The organism is Faecalicatena orotica (assembly GCF_905197545.1).
GTDB lineage: Bacteria > Bacillota > Clostridia > Lachnospirales > Lachnospiraceae > Faecalicatena_A > Faecalicatena_A orotica.
In genome coordinates this window covers 1-18,123 of record NZ_CAJJZH010000011.1, presented here as the reverse complement: position 1 = coordinate 18,123, position 18,123 = coordinate 1, and the positions used below count along the sequence as shown (strand labels likewise).

The following is an 18,123-nucleotide window of genomic DNA, read 5'->3' as shown; positions in this document are numbered from 1 at the left end:
GAACCTCCTAATTTTTCTTTGGTACTTCCAGAATCGCTCCTCTGTTTCCTGAGCTGACCATGGACGCATACCTCGCAAGATATCCGGTCGTGATCTCAGGTTCTTTCGGCTGCCATTTTGCTCTCCTTGCCTCCAGCTCTTCAGCAGAAACATCCAGATCCAGTGTCAGCTCCGGAATGTTGATCTTTATGATATCCCCTTCTTCCACAAGCGCGATCGGGCCGCCTACAGCCGCCTCCGGTGATACATGGCCAATGGATGCACCTCTGGATGCGCCACTGAAACGGCCATCCGTGATCAGGGCAACAGAGGAACCGAGGCCGTAGCCTGCAATGGCAGAAGTCGGGTTCAGCATTTCTCGCATTCCCGGTCCGCCTTTTGGTCCTTCATAGCGGATTACAATGACGTCACCTGCATTGATCTTCCCGGTCTTGATTGCTTCCGTTGCTGCTTCGTCACTCTCGAAGATCCTTGCCGGCCCTTCGTGCACAAGCATTTCCGGAACGACTGCGGAACGTTTTACAACGCTTCCGTCAGGAGCAAGATTTCCTTTTAAGACAGCAATTCCACCAGTCTCACTGTATGGATTTTCAATCGGGCGGATAACCTCAGGATTATGGTTGATGCATCCCTCAATATTCTCACCAACGGTTTTTCCTGTTACGGTCAGACAGTCTGTATGCAGCAGTCCTTTTTTATTCAGTTCGTTCATGACGGCATATACACCGCCTGCCTCATTTAAGTCTTCAATATATGTAGGCCCCGCCGGTGCCAGATGGCAGAGGTTCGGAGTCTTTTCACTGATCGTATTCGCAAACTCAATCTCAAAATCCATACCAATCTCATGGGCAATAGCCGGGAGGTGCAGCATACTGTTCGTAGAACATCCGAGTGCCATGTCCACGGTCAGTGCATTGAGGATTGCTTCCTCTGTCATAATATCTCTCGGACAGATATTCTTTCTTATAAGCTCCATGACCTGCATACCTGCATGTTTTGCCAGCTGGAGCCTTGCGGAATATACGGCCGGAATCGTTCCGTTTCCTTTAAGACCCATTCCAAGTGCCTCTGTCAGGCAGTTCATGCTGTTGGCTGTATACATTCCCGAGCAGGAACCGCATGTCGGACATGCTTTGTTTTCAAATTCGCATAAGTCTTCTTCAGACATTGTTCCTGCAGCATAGGAGCCAACTGCCTCAAACATACTGGAGAGACTGGTCTTGCTGCCCTTTACATGGCCTGCAAGCATCGGACCGCCGCTGACAAAAATAGTCGGTACATTGATTCTTGCGGCTGCCATCAGAAGTCCGGGCACATTCTTATCACAGTTTGGAATCATGACAAGCGCATCAAACTGGTGGGCCATCGCCAGAGCCTCCGTAGAATCCGCGATCAGATCTCTTGTAACAAGGGAATACTTCATTCCCACATGCCCCATGGCGATTCCGTCACATACAGCGATTGCAGGAACCATGATCGGAGTTCCCCCTGCCATAGCCACGCCCATCTTAACCGCTTCTGCAATTTTATCCAGATTCATATGCCCCGGGACAATCTCGTTATAAGAACTGACAACACCTACCAGTGGTCTGTCAAGCTCCTCCTGTGTCATTCCCAGTGCATTGAACAGGGAACGGTGGGGAGCCTGCTGTGCTCCTTTTGTTACTGTATCACTTCTCATCTTAAAAACCTCACTTTCTACTTATGCCGCAAAAGCTTCATATATGTTATGTTTCGTTACAGTTCATACTATGTTTCCTGATATCTGCCTTATACGCATTCACCTTTATAAGTGAATATAAGAACAGATTCTGTCCCCCATCTCAGAAGTCGAAATCTGCGTCTTTCCTTCAGACATAATGTCTATTGTGCGGTATCCGTCTTTTAATACCTGTGAAACCGCATTCTCTATCGCTTCTGCCTCCTGATCCAGATCAAAAGAAAAGCGAAGCATCATCGCTGCAGACAATATCGTAGCAATTGGATTTGCAATCCCTTTTCCTGCAATATCCGGTGCAGACCCGCCGCTCGGCTCATATAGGCCAAACTTCGTCTCATTCAGGCTTGCCGATGCGAGCATTCCGATGGACCCTGTCACCATGCTGGCCTCATCCGAAAGAATGTCTCCGAACATATTCTCAGTCAGAATTACATCGAACTGCCCCGGGTCCTTTACGAGCTGCATCGCACAGTTGTCGACGAGCATATTCTCCAGCGTCACTTCAGGATAGTCCGCTGCAACCTCCTCCACAACTTTTCTCCAGAGTCTGGAGGAATCCAGTACATTTGCCTTATCAACACTCGTCACCTTTTTGCGCCGTTTCATGGCAATATCGAAACCGCGTTTTGCAATTCTGCGTATTTCGTTCTCATTATATGTAAGCTCATCCGTGGCGGTCATGACGCCGTCTACTTCAACAGTCTTTCTTTCTCCAAAATACAGACCTCCGGTCAGCTCGCGCATAATCATCATGTCAAATCCGCCGTCTGTAATCTCTTCCTTCAGGGGACAGGCCCCTTTCAGTTCATCATAGAGCACTGCAGGACGCAGGTTGGCGAACAGGTTCAGCTCCTTGCGGATCTTCAGAAGTCCTGCTTCCGGCCTTTTGGAAGGCTCCAGCTGATACCAGGGAGAAGTCTTGGCATCCCCGCCGATAGACCCCATCAGTACCGCATCACTCGCTTTCGCCGCCTCAATCGTTTCATCCGTCAGAGGCACCCCATGTACATCAATAGAAGCCCCGCCCATTAAAAGCTGCGTATAAATACATTCATGTCCGTATACTTCTCCCGTTTTATCCAGTACCTTCATAGCCTCCGTCACAATCTCCGGCCCGATACCGTCTCCTTTAATGACTCCAATATTCAGTCTCATATCAAACAACACCCTTCTACAAGAATTAAAAATACTATTTTTAATAATACCGTATTTTTCGGCACGTTTCAACCCTTTAATTCGTAAAAGTGGAAATGGGGGTGGGAATTTTGTAGACTGGGGGACGCTTTCGGGAGGGCATTTAAGTGCGCGAATAGAGGCACTTGCAGAAAAAGAGCGGGATTTCATGGATGAAAATTGTTTACCAAAACAATTTTCAAGACGGCCTGAGCCGGGTAATCATCAAGATTACCCGGTGAATGGCTGTCGGTTCCATGAAATCCCGCTCTTTTTCTGTTAGTGCCTCTTCGCAAACGGCCTGTCCCCCGGAAGCATCCCGCAGGCCCTGACGGGCGGACTACTCACCAATCAAATAACAAACTCTCTCTCCGTACTTACTCCGCAGACGGCTTCTCGATCTGTGCGATTGCAGCTTTCTGCATTGGTATACGGCAGTTTTTGTTATTTCCGAATTCTACGATTACGTCATCATCTGTGATATCGATTATTACACCGTAAAAACCGCTTGTTGTTAATGCGGTATCGCCTACTTCCATTGTTGAGAGCATTGCCTGCACTCTCTTCTGCTCTTTTTTCTGAGGGCGCATGAGCAGGAACCACATACCACCGATGATTACTACATAAATCAGGATGATACCACCCATTCCTGTTGCTCCGCCTGCAGCTAATAAACCATTCATCTTATTTCCTCCTAATTACTATCTTCAAACAATAAGTCTACTATACACAAAAATGGATGATTCTTCAAGTATCTTTTAGAATTTCCGCATATTTTTATGAATTTTTTATATGTCTTTTCCGTTTTTCATACCTTCGAGTTTCTTTTCCTTATATGACTTGTATTCTCCGGCTTCGATCGCTGCACGGATTTCTTCCATCATGGTATTATAAAAATACAGGTTGTGCAGGACGCAGAGCCGCATACCAAGCATCTCTTTAGCCTTCAGGAGGTGTCGGATGTATCCCCTGCTGTAGCTTCTGCAGGCCGGACACTGGCAGCCTTCTTCAATCGGATTGTCATCCAGTTCAAACTTTGCATTAAACAGGTTCAGTTTTCCGTGGTTGGTATAGACGTGGCCATGCCTTCCGTTTCTGGTTGGATACACACAGTCAAAGAAATCCACGCCTCTTTCTACTCCCTCCAGGATGTTAGCCGGGGTCCCGACGCCCATCAGATAAGTAGGCTTCTCAACCGGAAGGTAAGGAACGACTGCCTCCAGAATGCGGTACATCTCCTCATGGCTCTCTCCTACGGCAAGACCGCCGATGGCATATCCATCCAGTTCCATTTCCGTAATCTGCTTTGCATGTTCGACGCGGATATCCTCGTAAATGCCACCCTGGTTAATTCCGAAAAGCATCTGTTTCTGGTTGATCGTATCGGGCAGGGAATTTAAACGGTCCATCTCGGTCCTGCAGCGTGCAAGCCAGCGTGTTGTTCTGGCCACGGAATCTCTCATATATTCTCTGTCTGCGATACTGGACGGACATTCATCGAATGCCATCGCAATGGTGGACGCAAGGTTGGACTGAATCTGCATACTTTCCTCCGGGCCCATGAATATCTTGCGGCCATCAACGTGGGAATGGAAATGAACACCCTCCTCCCTGATCTTGCGGAGGTCTGAAAGTGAAAACACCTGAAATCCGCCGGAATCCGTGAGAATTGGCTTGTCCCAGTTCATAAACTTATGAAGGCCGCCCATTTTTTTCACAACCTCATCTCCCGGGCGCACGTGAAGGTGATAGGTGTTCGATAATTCTACCTGTGTCTTGATTCCTCTCAAATCATCTGTGGAAACCGCACCTTTGATCGCTGCCGCTGTTCCCACATTCATAAATACCGGCGTCTCAATGACCCCGTGGACCGTATGAAAACGGCCCCGCTTAGCAAGACCGTCTCTTTTGATTAATTCGTACATAGTTACCTCGTTGTATTTTTTTCCTGATTAGTAATGAATAATAACCGGTGTTCCTACTGAAAGCATACTGTACAGGCTTGCTGCCTGATCGGGCGGCATGTTAATGCATCCGTGGGAACCGATTGACGTATACAGGGAACCGCCGAATCCCGGCTGCCAGTTTGCATCATGGAAGCCGATTCCGGTCCATGTAACGCGCATCCAGTAGCTGACAGGGGTTTCATATTCTGGTTTTCCTGTATCCGGCTGAATCTCTCCGACCAGTGTCTTATCCAGCTGCATCTCCAGAATATTGTAAACACCTGAAGGAGTCTCCTTTTCCGGGGTAGGAAGCCCGGTGACGACATCCGTTTCCAGTGCAATGTTCCCGTCTACAATATACCACATATGCTGTGTGGACAGATCGACCTCGGCATAGGTATTGCCCCAGTCCTGTGCGGCATGGGCAGCTGCGGTCTGGTAGTAGGCAGGCTCTTTAGATACGGTCTCCCCGTTCTTAATGCTGTTAACCAGTGCCTCGAATTCTGTGTCTTCATCAATTGACCAGCCGTATGTCCCGCCGGACACCTCGGCAGTCTTTCCTGTCGGAGTCGTGATCGTTCTGGCAGTCCCTACAGTATCATATTTATCACCGAAGCCTGTCAGCCAGTTTCTGACTTCATCCTCATTAAATGTCACCTGCATGTTATCGTCCACAGTCAGCCAGGTTGAGATCAGGGCCTTATCTACCACTTCCGTCTCTGTCATCGTATAGGTAATGCTTGCCTGTACATACTTGTTCATGACATCGCATGCTTTCTTGACTTCTTCTGAATCAGATGTAAACTTCGGCTCAGCGTAGCACTCTTCTTTTTCCATATCCAGATCTGTCTTAAATTCAGAAATATAGGTATGCACCTTTTCCTTCAGCACGTCCATATTTACTGCAGTGCCGATGACCTCAGGCTCGATGACGTACTTCTCACCGTTGAACTTCGGGTAGGCTGACTTCGGGGCTGTCTGCTCCGCCGTTACTGCCTGCAGACTGCCGACCGCCTGATTGAGCGCTTCCTCATCATAAGACACTTCAATCGTAACCTTCGCCGAATTTTTAGAAAACAGTGCCGCCGGCCATGCAAAACCATTCTGCTTTTTCAATGCCTTCTGGATATCGTTATTCTCCTTGTATGTAAGGGAAATATCCGTTCCATCTATTGTATCCGACTTATTGTCTTTCTCATGAACTGTCAGACTGTAATCCTTCACCTGCTTTTTCAGATACTCTTCTACATCAGATACTTTTTTACCCGAAAAATCATGACCATTGATTTCCGTATTAATATAGAAGTGACTCATAAAGAAAACAGAAGTACCAACATACGCTGCAATCAATACAGCGGCTATGCATCCAAGGATGATCCAGAGCTTCTTCATACTTTTTTTATTTCCGCCTTTCTTTCTCCCGGGCTTCTTATTCTTTTTCTTTGGTTCCTCCTCATCTGGAAAAATATCATCCAGATCTTCCTCTTCGTCGAAAATGTCTACTTCCACCGGAACTGGTTTCTTCTTTGCTTTTACGGGGACAACATCCGGTATAACCTGGGTCTTTGCCATATCATCTGATGAACCGTCCTGTTCTTTAAGTTCATCCGCGGCATCCTCTTCCTCGTCAAAGAAGTAATCTTCATCATCTTCGCCGGGTTCATCATCCAGATAATAATCATCATCTGACTCGTCTATTTCATCAAAGTAGTAATCTTCGTCAAAATCTTTATCTTCTGAGTTGTAACCATCTGATTTTTTCATGTCGCGTTCGCTCATCTAGTATTACTCCCTCTTTTTTATCAATATCTAGTCCACATTATATTACGAATCCTGGTAAATGTACAGTAAAAAAGTATGAACTTAAAGATAAATTAAGGATTGCACGTTTATATAACTTCTTATATAATAAGTCTATGTGCAAAAAGAAAGGAGTACTACCATGAGTGGATCAACATTTGGCAAATTGTTTCGCGTAACAACCTGGGGTGAATCACACGGTGCCGCTATAGGTGCGGTTGTGGATGGATGTCCTGCAGGGCTCTCCTTATGTGAAGCTGATATACAGGAATATTTAAACCGACGAAAGCCGGGACAGAGTAGATATACAACAAAAAGACAGGAAACGGACCAGGCAGAGATACTTTCCGGGGTTTTTGAAGGAAAGACAACAGGCACTCCCATCTCTATTATAGTCCGCAACCAGGACCAGCGATCCCGTGATTACGGGAATATCGCGTATACCTATCGTCCTGGGCATGCGGACTATACTTTTACCCAAAAGTACGGATTCCGTGATTACCGGGGCGGCGGCCGGTCTTCCGGCAGGGAGACAATCGGACGGGTTGCCGCAGGCGCTGTTGCTTCCTTATTATTAAAAGAGATGGGGATCAGCCTGACTGCCTATACGAAATCAGTCGGTCCTGTTACAGTTCCATCTGATGCGTATCATTTCGATGAGATTACAGAGAATACTCTTTATATGCCGAACAATCAGGCTGCCAAAGAAGCCGCCGGACATCTGGACCTCCTGATGAAGAATCAGGATTCATGCGGAGGCACGGTTGAATGTATGGTGGACGGACTTCCGGTGGGACTTGGCGAACCGGTATTCGACAAACTGGATGCGTCTCTTGCAAAAGCGCTTATGTCCATCGGTGCGGTGAAAGCGGTGGAGATCGGTGACGGTATTTCTGCCGCGGCTTCATCCGGAAGCAGGAATAACGATGCGTTTGCTGTCAGGGATGACAGGATAATAAAGGAAACGAACCATTCCGGCGGTACTCTGGGCGGCATGAGCGACGGTTCCACACTCCTGGTACGGGCGTCCTTTAAGCCGACACCGTCCATTTCACAGATTCAGCATACAGTAACAGAGGAAAAAGAAGAAACAGAGCTTTCCATCCACGGACGGCATGACCCGATCATCGTACCGCGCGCGGTCGTGGTAGTGGAAGCTATGACAGCCCTTACAATCGCGGACCTGCTTCTGGAAAACATGAGCAGCCGCCTGGATAAAGTAAAAGCCTATTATACGGAGGATTAGAATGTCTAACAAATTAATTGATATTGTAAATATTACAAAATCATTCGATGAGAATGTGGTTCTGGACCAGCTGAATCTGTATATTCGTGAGAACGAATTTCTTACACTTCTGGGGCCAAGCGGCTGCGGAAAGACCACTCTTCTGCGGATTCTCGGCGGTTTTGAGACACCGGATTCCGGAGATATTATTTTCGACGGCAAGAACATCAATAATCTGCCGCCGAACAAAAGGCAGCTAAACACTGTGTTCCAAAAATACGCCCTGTTCTCCCATATGTCCATTGCAGAAAACATCGCTTTCGGCCTGAAGATCAAAGGAAAGTCAAAAGGATATATTCAGGATAAGATCCGGTATGCCTTAAAGCTCGTCAATCTGGAAGGCTATGAAGACAGGACACCGGATTCCTTAAGCGGCGGCCAGCAGCAGCGTATCGCCATTGCGAGGGCCATCGTGAATGAGCCAAAAGTACTCCTGCTTGATGAACCGCTCGGTGCTCTGGATTTAAAGCTGCGTCAGGATATGCAGTACGAACTGATCCGCCTGAAGAACGAGCTGGGGATTACTTTCGTCTATGTTACCCACGATCAGGAAGAGGCTCTTACCATGTCCGATACGATTGTTGTCATGAATCAGGGGTATATCCAGCAGATCGGAACTCCCGAAGATATTTACAATGAACCTCAGAATGCCTTTGTTGCAGATTTTATTGGGGACAGCAACATTCTCCCTGCCACCATGGTGGAGGATAAAGTTGTGAAGATGCTGGGAGCCGTCTGGCAGTGTGTGGACGTGGGCTTTGGACGCAACAAACCGGTTGATGCGGTGATCCGCCCGGAAGATATCGATCTCGTGAAGCCGGAAGAAGGCATCATCGAGGGTGTAGTCACCCACCTGATTTTTAAAGGTGTCCACTATGAGATGGAGGTCCTTGCCAACAATTATGAACTTCTTGTTCACAGCACGGACATGTTCCCTGTCGGGACAGAAGTTGGTATCAAAGTAGACCCATTTGATATTCAGATTATGAAAAAACCAGAATCTGAAGACGCGGAGGCTGTTGGAATTGAAGAATAGAAAATTACTGACCGGCCCTTATCTTTTCTGGGCTGCATCATTTATCATCATCCCTCTTCTGATGATCGTTTATTACGGACTGACAAATAAAGAGGGCTCATTTACACTGATGAACCTTGCCAGGATCACAACACCTGAGAACTTAAAAGCACTTGGACTCGCTCTTCTTCTGTCCTTTATCAGCACCCTGATCTGCCTTGTGCTGGCTTACCCTCTGGCTATGATCCTTTCCGAGAAGAATGTAAATCAGACAAGCTTTATTGTGCTGATCTTCATCCTGCCTATGTGGATGAATTTCCTTTTAAGGACACTTGCCTGGCAGAATCTGCTGGAAAAGAACGGAATCATCAATATGATTCTGGAATTTTTCCACCTGCCGGACCAGACGCTGATCAACACGCCTTATGCAATCGTGCTCGGCATGGTATACAACTTCCTGCCGTTTATGGTACTTCCCATATACAACGTCCTCGCAAAGATAGACAAGGATGTTATTTCTGCTGCACGTGACCTGGGGGCCAATAATTTCCAGACTTTTTCCAAGATCATCTTCCCATTAAGCATACCGGGGATCATCAGCGGAATCACTATGGTATTCGTACCTTCCCTGACGACGTTCGTCATTTCCGACCTGCTCGGTGGAAGCAAGATACTCCTGATCGGTAATGTCATCGAACAGGAATTCAAGCAGGGGAGCAACTGGAATGTAGGTTCCGGCCTCTCCCTTGTATTGATGATATTTATCATCGCAAGTATGGCGCTCATTGCCAAATATGATAAAGACGGGGAGGGAACTGCATTTTGATTAAAAACGGACTGAAACGCTTTTACTTAATCTTGATTTTCATCCTGCTTTACGCTCCCATCGTCACTTTGATGGTACTGTCTTTTAACAGCTCAAAGTCCCGTTCCAAATGGGGCGGTTTTACAGGAAAATGGTATGTTGCTCTGTTCCAGAATCAGGATATTATGAATGCCCTGTACACGACATTGATCATTGCCCTTGTATCCGCGCTGGTTGCAACGATCATTGGGACGGCGGCGGCCATCGGGATTCAGGTGATGAAGCCTAAATTCCGTACATTTATGATGGGTGTAACTAATATTCCCATGCTGAATGCGGATATCGTAACAGGTATCTCTCTGATGCTGCTGTTTATTGCATTCAGGTTTTCACTGGGATTCATGACGATTTTACTGGCACATATTACCTTTAATATCCCTTATGTCATACTGAGTGTCATGCCAAAGCTCAAGCAGACAAGCAAGCATACTTATGAGGCTGCAATGGATCTGGGGGCCTCACCGGTATATGCCTTTTTCAAGGTTGTATTTCCGGACATCATGCCAGGTGTATTTTCCGGATTTCTGCTTGCATTCACGATGTCACTGGACGATTTTGTTATCACCCACTTCACAAAGGGGCCCGGGGTGGACACGCTGTCAACGAAAATTTACAGTGAGGTAAGAAAAGGAATCAAACCGGAGATGTATGCCCTCTCCACGATCATGTTTGTGACTGTCCTGATTCTTTTGATTCTGGTAAATGTCACACCAGAAAAAAAAGCATCTTCCTCCGGTCAGAAACAGGAAATCAAAAAGAAACACCGCATCTCCCGGTTTATTTTCCGGAAGGTGGTTCCGACAGCAATCGTCATTGTAATCATAGCCGGCGGCTTCTTCTACGGTTCACAGAACAGTGACGCAGGCAATAACCAGGTGATCGTATATAATTGGGGTGAATATATTGATCCGGAAGTTCTGACTATGTTCGAGGAAGAAACCGGAATCGATGTTGTCTATGAAGAGTTTGAGACAAACGAGATTATGTACCCGAAGATCCAGTCGGGAGCGATCGCTTATGATGTTGTCTGCCCGTCAGATTATATGGTGCAGCGTATGATAGAAAATGACCTGCTCGCAGAGATCGATTTTAATAATATACCGAACCTGAAGTACATCGACAGTACTTATATGGAACAATCGCGCCAGTTTGATCCGGAAAATAAGTACTCTGTCCCATATCTGTTTGGCACCGTTGGGATCCTGTATAATAAGACGATGGTTGATGAGCCGATCGACAGCTGGAGTGTACTCTGGGATCCAAAATATAAAGACAGCATCCTGATGCAGGACAGCGTCCGCGACGCATTCGGAGTGACCTTGAAATACCTGGGCTACTCACTGAACTCCACAGATTTGGATGAGCTTAATGAGGCGAAAAATCTGCTGATTAAACAGAAGCCGCTCGTGCAGGCCTATGTTGTCGACCAGGTGCGTGACAAAATGATCGGAAACGAGGCCGCTATCGGTGTAATCTATTCCGGCGAAGCGCTTTATACGAAGCAGGAAAACCCGAATCTGGAATATGTAATTCCAAAGGAAGGGTCAAACCTCTGGATTGACTCCTGGGTTATTCCAAAGAATGCCAAGCATAAGGAAAATGCAGAGAAATTTATTGATTACCTCTGCCGTCCCGAGATTGCTAAGATGAACTTTGATTACATCACCTATTCTATCCCGAATTCAGAGGGACGCAAACTGATCGAGGAAGACTGGATGAGGGAAAGCAAGGTTGCCTTCCCCGATCCGGAGGATCTGGCAAACTGCGAGACTTTCAAGTTCCTTGGGGATGATAATGACGCCGTCTATAATCAGCTCTGGCGTGAAGTAAAGTCTAAATAGTTTCTTCGGATAAAACAGGAGGAGGCTGTAAATCAAGTGAAAACCTGATTTACAGCCTCCTCTTATTGACCGTTACACATTAAAGCAGCCACCGCCTATGAATTCCCTCAGAAGGGAGTTGGTCGGCACTGGTTCGCTGCCGATTCCGACGAAATAATCGAAGAATTTCAGAAGCCTCTTGGCCTCCACATATTCGGGACAGTCTTTTCCCATCCCGAACAGCAGCGGTTCCACATACTGCTTTAGTACGGCCAGCTCATACAGAAGGGACGAATTAAACATAACATCCGCCTCTTCCTGATACGGGAAGATATTTTCCTCCTCTCCTCTCCTGACAGACGGCCACATGGCAATGGTATTGCGCGCGGATGTGCCGCGCGTCCTGGCATCTCTTACGATGCGGCGAATCAGCCGTCCGTCTGTTGACGGGATCCGGTTGTGTTCGTCAATATTAAGCTGGGTCAGTGCGCTTATATAGATCCTGAATTTGTTATCATTGTTCAGTTTCTCTGTCAGCTTTGGATTCAGGCAGTGAATTCCTTCAATGACCAGAATATCCTGTTCATCCAGCTTTTTCGGCTTTATATCATATGTGCGCTTTCCTGCCTTGAAGTCAAAGATGGGAAGATAGACCTCCTCACCCTTAAGCAGGGCCTGCATGTCTTCGTTAAACTGCTTCACATCTATTGCTTCGATACATTCGAAATTATAATTACCGTTCTCGTCTTTCGGGGTCATTTCACGGTCCACGAAATAATTGTCCACGGCTATGGGGTGGGGCCTCATCCCGTTCACCATCAGCTGAATGGACAGGCGGTGTGAGAATGTCGTCTTACCGGATGACGAGGGGCCTGCAATCAGCACGAACTTCACATCCGGCTTATCGGCGATCTGCTTTGCGATCTCCCCGATCTGGCGTTCCTGATAGGCCTCCTGTACGAGAACCACTTCTCTCATATCATGCTTGGTCACCATATCATTCAGGGCACCAACCGTATCGATACTCTGGAGGTCTCCCCATTGGATTGATTTTTTCAGCACTTCAAAAAGTTTTGGCCTTGGCACAAACGGTTCAACTTTCTCCGGTTCCTCCCTTGTCGGCATCTGGATGATAAAGCCATCGTCATAAAGATGTAACGAATAATACTTCAGATAACCGGCATCAGGCACCATATACCCGTAATAATAGTCTTCAAATTCGTTCATGCTGTAAATATTTACCTTGGAAACACGTCTGTACTCGAACAGCCGCTCTTTATCATACATGCCATGTTTCCTGAAAAGATCAATAGCCTCGGTTGTATGGATGGTCCGCTTTTCTATTGGGATACGCCCTTTTACGAGCTCTTTCATCCTCTTGTCAACCTTTTCTAAAAATTCCTGCGTCAGATTAACATCGCCTTCCAGGGTACAGTAATATCCTTTGCTGACAGAAAAGTGAATCCTGACACTCTTCACCTTGTCGTGGCCGCCAACATCATGTACAGCTTTCACAAGCATAAAGCAGAGACTCCTCTTATATGTCTCGTGCCCGATTGGATCCCCTGTTGTCAGAAATTGAATCTCACAGTCTTTCTTTAGTGTCTTATCCAGTTCCTGAAGCCGGAACTGGTTCACAAAGACAAGCACGATCTGATGTGCATATCTCTCCTGAAAATCCTCAGCGATCTGCTGGTAAGTAACCCCTGCCTCATATTCTTTTGTCTCATTCCCTACCCGTACTGTACACAGCTTTTTGCCCATAATCATTCCTTTCCGCAGAATCTTCTGCCCTTATAAGTTTCCCGCACGGAATTTGCAGTAAATGTACAGCGAGGTACCGTACATTTACTTAACATCTATATAGTATATGCAGTTTCAGATAACCTGAAACGGATGAATAACAGGTGCCGCTATTACGTCCAGACACGGCAGCTTTCTCTCAAGGAAATGCTTCATATCATCGAGGAAAATATATTCCGTCCCGTAATGTCCGGCATCGATTACTGCAAGTCCCTGCTCCACTGCATCCAATCCATCGTGGTGTCCAATATCCCCTGTTACAAGTACATCGGCCCCCTTTTCAACAGCCGGTCTGACAGCACTCTTCCCTGAGCCGGGGGAAACGGCCAGCCGTGAGACCTCTTTCTCCATATCTCCAAAGACCTTGACAGACCCAAGGTTAAGATGATGCTTTACGTACAGGCAGCACTCCTTTAGTGTCATCGGCTTCTGAAGCTTTCCAAGCCTCCCGATCCCCTCCGGTTTATCCTCTGTTCCGGAAGTGATATCCAGTACTTCTGTATCTTCCAGCTTTAAGATGTCTTTCGCAAGCTCTGCCATGCCAAGGACATCATAATTCGTGTGCATTGCATAATAGGGAATATCATACTGGATCAGCTTCAGGATTCTCCTGCTGATAAAGTCTTCATCCGTTATGCTTTTTAAGGGTGAAAAGATCAGCGGGTGGTGTGTAACCAGCATATCTGCCCCGGCTTCTTTCGCCGCCTCTATTACCCGGTCCGTGGCATCCAGTGCCAGATACACTCTGTTTACTTCCTTTGTGCTCCTTCCTGCCTGCAGGCCTACGTTGTCAAAATCCAATGCCGCACTCTTTGGGTACGCGGCCTCAATTACCTGTATGATTTCTTTACATTGCATAAAATTCCATCCCTTTCCGCGCATACTCCAGATCCTTTTCCAGTTCTCTTCTGCGCTCTTTTGAATGTGGACTGTCCAGATTTTCCAGATCCCTGATAATCCTGCTTTTTAATGTAATCTCCCTTTCCAGAAACTGTTTCAGCACAGGATGCCTGTCCTGAAGCAGAAGCTTCCCGTAGCGGATCTCGGTCTCCGTCCAGACGGGAGGCGTTTCCCTCTTTTGGCGGAGGGTGCTGCCCGCAGATGGCTGTACCTTCATCATCGGATAGTATTTGCCGTCCTCAAACACCATATCTTCTTTGATAAACAAAAAACCTTCCTCTAAAAGAAAGGCTCTGACTTTTGCGATTTCCGACTGAGGCTGCAGGATGCACTCTTTCAGGCTCCCTGTTATGTCAGGATGCGCCTTTAGGATCTTCATGACCAGTCCTCCCCCCATCCCGGCAATGACAGCCGTCTTTGCTTCTCCGGGTGCGAGTCCGGCCAGTCCGTCTGAGAGCCTCAGCTCGATTCTGCCGGAAAGACCACATTCCGTCACATGCTCCTTTGCCCGCTCCAGCGGCCCCTCGTTTATGTCCATTGCAACAGCTGAAGGAACCATACCATTCTCTATAAGATAAATGGGGATATAAGCATGGTCCGTGCCTATATCCGCCATTTCATATCCGGCAGTCACCAGACCGGCAACTGCCTGTAATCTCTTTGATAATTCCATATGCTTAATCCAAATAGTCTCTCAGCTTACGGCTGCGGCTTGGATGGCGCAGCTTTCTGAGTGCTTTCGCCTCAATCTGGCGGATACGTTCACGGGTGACATCAAACTCTTTACCGACTTCCTCCAGTGTTCTTGCCCTTCCGTCATTCATTCCAAAACGGAGGCGCAGGACCTTCTGCTCTCTGTCTGTCAGAGTATCCAGAACTTCATCCAGCTGCTCTTTGAGCAGTGTCTGTGCGGCTGCCTCTGCCGGGACAGGTACATTGTCATCCTGGATAAAGTCTCCCAGATGGCTGTCTTCCTCCTCACCGATCGGGGTTTCTAAAGATACCGGCTCCTGAGAAATCTTCAGGATCTCACGTACACGGTCCACAGGCATGTCCAGTTCCTTTGCAATCTCTTCCGGCGTGGGTTCACGTCCTAACTCCTGGAGTAACTGTCTGGACACACGGATTAGTTTGTTAATTGTCTCTACCATATGCACCGGGATACGGATCGTCCTTGCCTGGTCTGCAATTGCCCTTGTGATTGCCTGACGAATCCACCATGTTGCATAAGTACTGAACTTATATCCTTTATGATAATCAAACTTTTCAACAGCTTTGATCAGACCCAAGTTACCCTCCTGAATCAGGTCCAGAAATAACATTCCTCTACCAACATAGCGTTTTGCGATGCTGACTACAAGACGAAGGTTCGCCTCTGCCAGTTCCTTTTTGGCATCCTCATCACCGTCTTCCATTCGCTGTGCCAGTTCGATTTCCCTCTCCGCACTCAGCAGCGGTACTTTACCGATCTCCTTCAGATACATGCGCACAGGATCTTCAATGCTGACCCCGTCCGGCACAGATAAATCAATGCTCTCCATATCAACTTCATCTTCTTCAACAATGATGAGCTCATCATCTACATCGTCATCATCTCCGCTGATACGCAGCACATCAATATTATTTGACTCAAGATGTTCAAATACCTTTTCCATCTGCTCTGCGTCTAATTCCATATCATTGAAAAAGTCATTGATCTCCTGAAGCTCGAGAATGCTTTTCTTTTTCTTACCTAACGCAACAAGTTCTTTTAGCCTCTCGTCAAATTTCTGTGTGTTTTCTTCCATGTGTCCATCCTTCCTTCCCCTATACACACGGTATAGGGCTATCTTGTTTTATTTTATCCTTATTCAATAGAAATATGCAGTTTCTTTATATCATCGAGTTTTCTCTTCTCTTCCATCAGCCTCTGCAGGCCCGCCATATCTGTCGGTTCCAGATGCATCGTGCGGTAATCTATGCTGTTCGCCTTGACACGGAGGATTGTCTCCTTTAACGCCTGTTCCTGTTCTTCCTTCGTGGAAAGCTCTCTGATCTTTGTATGGAACAAGGAAGCCGCTTCCCGATGATCTTCCTCCTCGGTAAAGTGATTCAGTATCTTTGCCGGATTCAGTTCCCCTGTATCAAACTGCTGATAAAGCAGTTCTGCTACAGTCCGATACAATGGTTCCGTGAAGTCTTCCGGGCTTATGTATTTTTTTATCAGGCTGAAAATCCCCGCATCCTCGATCATCCATGTCAGAAGCAGCTTCTGGGATACAAGGATTCCACTTTCCTTCGGCTTCTGTCCGGACGGAGCTGACTTTGGACGCGCGGCAGGTTTGGCCATGCCTTCTGTAACAGCGGTCTTCGTCACAAGTTTTTGAAGACTTTCCGGGCTTACCTTGTATGCCTTTGCTACAGCCTCCACATAATTGTTGCGCTCGAGTTCATCTTCAAATCCGATCAGGCGCTTCGCCGTTTCTTTAAAAAAGGCTGTCTTCCCTTCCGGGGATTCCATATCATAGTCTTTGGAAAGAATCTCCAGACTGAACAGGAATCCATTCCTTGCCCCGCCGATTCTCTTCTCAAATTCTTCGGCTCCCAAATTCTTAATGAATTCGTCGGGGTCCTTATAAGGGTCCATCCTGATGACTTTGGCAGAAATGCCCGCCTGTTTCAGGATCGGTACTGCGCGGAGTGCGGCCTTCGTTCCCGCTTCATCGCTGTCATATGTCAGATAGACTTCCTGCACATACCTCTTAATCAGTGAAGCATGTCCCGTCGTCAGAGCGGTTCCCAGCGATGCGACTGCATTCGTAAATCCTGCCTGATGAAGGGAAATTACATCCATATACCCTTCGCACATGAGGAAATACGGTTTGCGCGAGGTTCTTGCACGGTTCAGTCCGTAAAGATTGCGGCTCTTATCGAAGATAACTGTCTCCGGTGAATTCAGGTACTTTGGTTTTCCATCACCCATCACCCGGCCGCCGAATCCGATCACCCGGTTATTCACATCCATGATCGGAAACATAACACGGTTCCAGAACTTATCATATACGCCGTTCCTTTCATCCGTGTTGATCAGGCCTGCCTGCCGGATCAGATCCTCACTGTAGCCCTTCCCCTGAAGGTATTTGAACAGGTCATTGCTATATTTGTTGGAATAACCAAGCCCGAAAGCTTTGATTGTTTCATCTGACAGCTCTCTGTTTTTCAAATATGTATATCCAATCTTCCCCTGTTCTGATTTCAGCTGCACATAGAAATACTGGGCGGCAATCTTATTGATTTCCAGAAGTGTCGCACGCAGGTCGGCTTTTTCCTTCGCTTCTTTCGAGTACTCCATCTCGGGGAGTTCGACTCCCGCCCTGTCGGCAAGGACCTTCAGAGCCTCCACAAAAGAGAAGTTCTCATATTCCATCAAAAATGTAAAAACATTGCCTCCGGCTCCGCAGCCAAAGCAGTAATACATCTGTTTCCCCCTGCTGACAGAAAAGGAGGGCGACTTTTCATTGTGGAACGGGCAGAGTCCAAAATAAGAGCTGCCTTTTTTCTGCAGCCTTACATACCCGGATATCACATCCACGATGTCATTCTTCATCCTCACTTCTTCAACCAATTCCTCCGGATAATACATGCATTCCCCTCCTGCTTATACAACTTAGGTCCGGTCCTTTCGGGCCTTAGTTGTAAAGTACATCCTGTCGACTTAGGTTCGGTCCTTTCGAACCTTAGTGACATGGATGTTTCCTCGCCTATACAACTTAGGTCCGGTCCTTTCGGGCCTTAGTTGTAAAGTACATCCTGTCGA

General features: G+C 47.1%; 14 protein-coding genes. 4 read left to right on the top strand and 10 right to left on the bottom strand.

Translation table 11 applies throughout. The annotated features are described in order from the left end of the window. Window positions 1-7: 7 nt before the first annotated feature. From ilvD to ABIN22_RS19600, 5 genes are all read right to left on the bottom strand, one after another. A complete protein-coding gene (gene ilvD / locus ABIN22_RS19620; RefSeq protein ID WP_346910678.1) occupies window positions 8-1,681 on the bottom strand; it encodes a dihydroxy-acid dehydratase in 1,674 nt (557 codons plus the stop codon). A gap of 105 nt (window positions 1,682-1,786) precedes the next feature. Further along, window positions 1,787-2,875: a 3-isopropylmalate dehydrogenase gene (gene leuB / locus ABIN22_RS19615; RefSeq protein WP_346910676.1), complete on the bottom strand. Its 1,089-nt coding sequence runs from the start codon at window positions 2,873-2,875 to the stop codon at window positions 1,787-1,789. Between the two features lie 395 nt (window positions 2,876-3,270). After that, window positions 3,271-3,576 carry a preprotein translocase subunit YajC gene (yajC, locus tag ABIN22_RS19610; protein ID WP_025657375.1) on the bottom strand — a complete coding sequence of 102 codons (306 nt, stop codon included), beginning with the start codon at window positions 3,574-3,576 and terminating at the stop codon, window positions 3,271-3,273. A gap of 105 nt (window positions 3,577-3,681) precedes the next feature. Beyond that, a complete protein-coding gene (gene tgt, locus ABIN22_RS19605; RefSeq protein ID WP_346910674.1) occupies window positions 3,682-4,818 on the bottom strand; it encodes a tRNA guanosine(34) transglycosylase Tgt in 1,137 nt (378 codons plus the stop codon). Between the two features lie 27 nt (window positions 4,819-4,845). Next, window positions 4,846-6,618 (bottom strand): L,D-transpeptidase family protein, encoded by a 1,773-nt coding sequence (locus ABIN22_RS19600; protein WP_346910672.1) that lies wholly within the window; start codon window positions 6,616-6,618, stop codon window positions 4,846-4,848. A gap of 163 nt (window positions 6,619-6,781) precedes the next feature. Here ABIN22_RS19600 and aroC point away from each other — a divergent pair, with 163 nt between their 5' ends. Genes aroC through ABIN22_RS19580 form a run of 4 tightly spaced genes read left to right on the top strand, consistent with a single transcriptional unit; the run spans window position 6,782 to window position 11,645 of the window. Beyond that, complete coding sequence (aroC, locus tag ABIN22_RS19595) at window positions 6,782-7,885, top strand: chorismate synthase (RefSeq protein WP_109730444.1); 1,104 nt, start codon at window positions 6,782-6,784, stop codon at window positions 7,883-7,885. Window position 7,886: 1 nt separating this feature from the next. Beyond that, window positions 7,887-8,960, top strand: a complete 1,074-nt coding sequence (locus tag ABIN22_RS19590) for an ABC transporter ATP-binding protein (RefSeq protein ID WP_109730445.1) — start codon at window positions 7,887-7,889, stop codon at window positions 8,958-8,960. After that, a complete protein-coding gene (locus ABIN22_RS19585) occupies window positions 8,950-9,765 on the top strand; it encodes an ABC transporter permease (RefSeq protein WP_109730446.1) in 816 nt (271 codons plus the stop codon). Before ABIN22_RS19590 ends, ABIN22_RS19585 begins: the two co-directional genes overlap by 11 nt. Continuing rightward, entirely contained in the window at window positions 9,762-11,645 is a 1,884-nt protein-coding gene (locus ABIN22_RS19580; protein WP_346910669.1) for an extracellular solute-binding protein, read from the top strand. The genes ABIN22_RS19585 and ABIN22_RS19580 overlap by 4 nt, the downstream gene beginning before the upstream one ends. Before the next feature lie 72 nt (window positions 11,646-11,717). Here ABIN22_RS19580 and ABIN22_RS19575 read toward each other — a convergent pair whose 3' ends face one another. From ABIN22_RS19575 to dnaG, 5 genes are all read right to left on the bottom strand, one after another. Further along, a complete protein-coding gene (locus ABIN22_RS19575; RefSeq protein WP_109730448.1) occupies window positions 11,718-13,388 on the bottom strand; it encodes a nucleoside kinase in 1,671 nt (556 codons plus the stop codon). Window positions 13,389-13,502: 114 nt separating this feature from the next. Next, window positions 13,503-14,285, bottom strand: coding sequence for a Nif3-like dinuclear metal center hexameric protein (locus ABIN22_RS19570; protein WP_109730449.1), 783 nt, complete (start codon window positions 14,283-14,285; stop codon window positions 13,503-13,505). Further along, on the bottom strand, window positions 14,275-15,000 hold the full coding sequence (locus ABIN22_RS19565; RefSeq protein WP_109730450.1) for a tRNA (adenine(22)-N(1))-methyltransferase: 726 nt from the start codon (window positions 14,998-15,000) through the stop codon (window positions 14,275-14,277). Before ABIN22_RS19565 ends, ABIN22_RS19570 begins: the two co-directional genes overlap by 11 nt. 4 nt (window positions 15,001-15,004) lie before the next feature. Continuing rightward, window positions 15,005-16,114 (bottom strand): RNA polymerase sigma factor RpoD, encoded by a 1,110-nt coding sequence (rpoD, locus tag ABIN22_RS19560; RefSeq protein WP_109730451.1) that lies wholly within the window; start codon window positions 16,112-16,114, stop codon window positions 15,005-15,007. Window positions 16,115-16,173: 59 nt separating this feature from the next. Then, window positions 16,174-17,949, bottom strand: coding sequence for a DNA primase (gene dnaG, locus ABIN22_RS19555; protein ID WP_118618892.1), 1,776 nt, complete (start codon window positions 17,947-17,949; stop codon window positions 16,174-16,176). Window positions 17,950-18,123 lie beyond the last annotated feature (174 nt).